Source organism: Streptacidiphilus sp. ASG 303 (assembly GCF_020991365.1).
In the GTDB taxonomy this organism is placed as follows: domain Bacteria; phylum Actinomycetota; class Actinomycetes; order Streptomycetales; family Streptomycetaceae; genus Peterkaempfera.
Genome location: NZ_JAJLRA010000121.1, coordinates 1 through 316, shown reverse-complemented (window position 1 = coordinate 316; position 316 = coordinate 1). Strand labels below are relative to the sequence as shown.

Sequence of the window (316 nt, the reverse complement as noted above, 5' to 3'; positions counted from 1 at the left end):
CCTTGAGGGCGTCGTAGGCGCTGCCCTCGTCGGTGACGACGACGAGGGTGAGGACCATGCCGATGGCGGCGGTGCCGATGGAGCGGCGGGCCTCCGTCAGGGCGCAGTTGATCTTGCTGGACGTGGTGTCCGTCAGGTCGGTCTTCATGGCCGGCGCCAGCTCCTGCCGTCTCGTGCGAGCATCGGGTCCGCCTCGGCCGGCCCCCAGGTGCCGGCCGCGTACTCGGCCGGCCTGCCGTGCTTCTCCCAGTACTCCTCGATCGGGTCGAGGATCTTCCCGGAGAGCTCGACCTCCTGGTGGCGGGGGAAGAGGTTG

The 316-nt window shown here is 70.3% G+C and carries 1 pseudogene; it reads right to left on the bottom strand.

Annotation, left to right across the window (positions count from 1 at the left end):
• Positions 1 to 144: 144 nt before the first annotated feature.
• A pseudogene (locus LO771_RS30180) lies at positions 145 to 316 on the bottom strand (glucose-6-phosphate dehydrogenase); the annotation flags it as partial.